The organism is Nitratidesulfovibrio liaohensis (genome assembly GCF_011682075.1).
Classification (GTDB): domain Bacteria; phylum Desulfobacterota; class Desulfovibrionia; order Desulfovibrionales; family Desulfovibrionaceae; genus Cupidesulfovibrio; species Cupidesulfovibrio liaohensis.
In genome coordinates, this window is the sequence record NZ_VSMK01000733.1 from 1 (window position 1) to 676 (window position 676).

General features: G+C 72.6%; 1 protein-coding gene. It reads left to right on the top strand.

Translation table 11 applies throughout. The features are described 5' to 3' along the window. The coding region (locus tag FVW27_RS18315) for a chromate transporter (RefSeq protein ID WP_167127967.1) at positions 1-676 on the top strand (676 nt) is incomplete at both ends.

Genomic DNA, 676 nt, shown 5'->3' on the forward strand with positions numbered 1-676 from the left:
CCTTTCCGGCGGTGGTCTTCGGCGCGGGGCTGCTGGGCTGGCTGCGTGCACGGTACGCACCGGCAACGGGCGGCGCCAACGGGGACAACGGGCACAAAGGGGGCACCGCCTCGCATGCCCCCGCGCGCGACGAAATGCCCCACGGCAACCTTCCCCTTCCGGCCATCCGCCACATGCCCGACCATGCCCGACCATCCACCGCCCGCGCCCTGCGCGTGCTGGCCACATGGCTGCCGCTGTGGCTGGGGCCGGTGCTGCTGCTCGGCCTGCTGCTGGGGTGGGACAGCGTCTACGCGCGCATGGGCGTGTTCTTCAGCAAGATGGCGGTGGTCACCTTTGGCGGGGCCTACGCTGTGCTGGCCTATGTGGCCCAGCAGGCGGTGGAGGCCCACGGCTGGCTGACCGCCGCCGACATGCTGGGCGGCCTTGCGCTGGCGGAAACCACCCCCGGCCCGCTGATACTGGTGTTGCAGTTCGTGGGCTATCTGGCCGCGTGGAACAGCCCCGGCGTGCTCCCCCCGGCCCTCGCCGGGCTGCTGGGCGCCACCCTGACGGTGTGGGTCACCTTCACCCCGTGCTTTTTGTGGATATTCCTGGGCGCGCCCTACATCGAGGCCGTACGCGGCAGGCCCGCGCTGGCCGCCGCGCTGGCGGGGGTCACCGCCGCCGTGGCCGG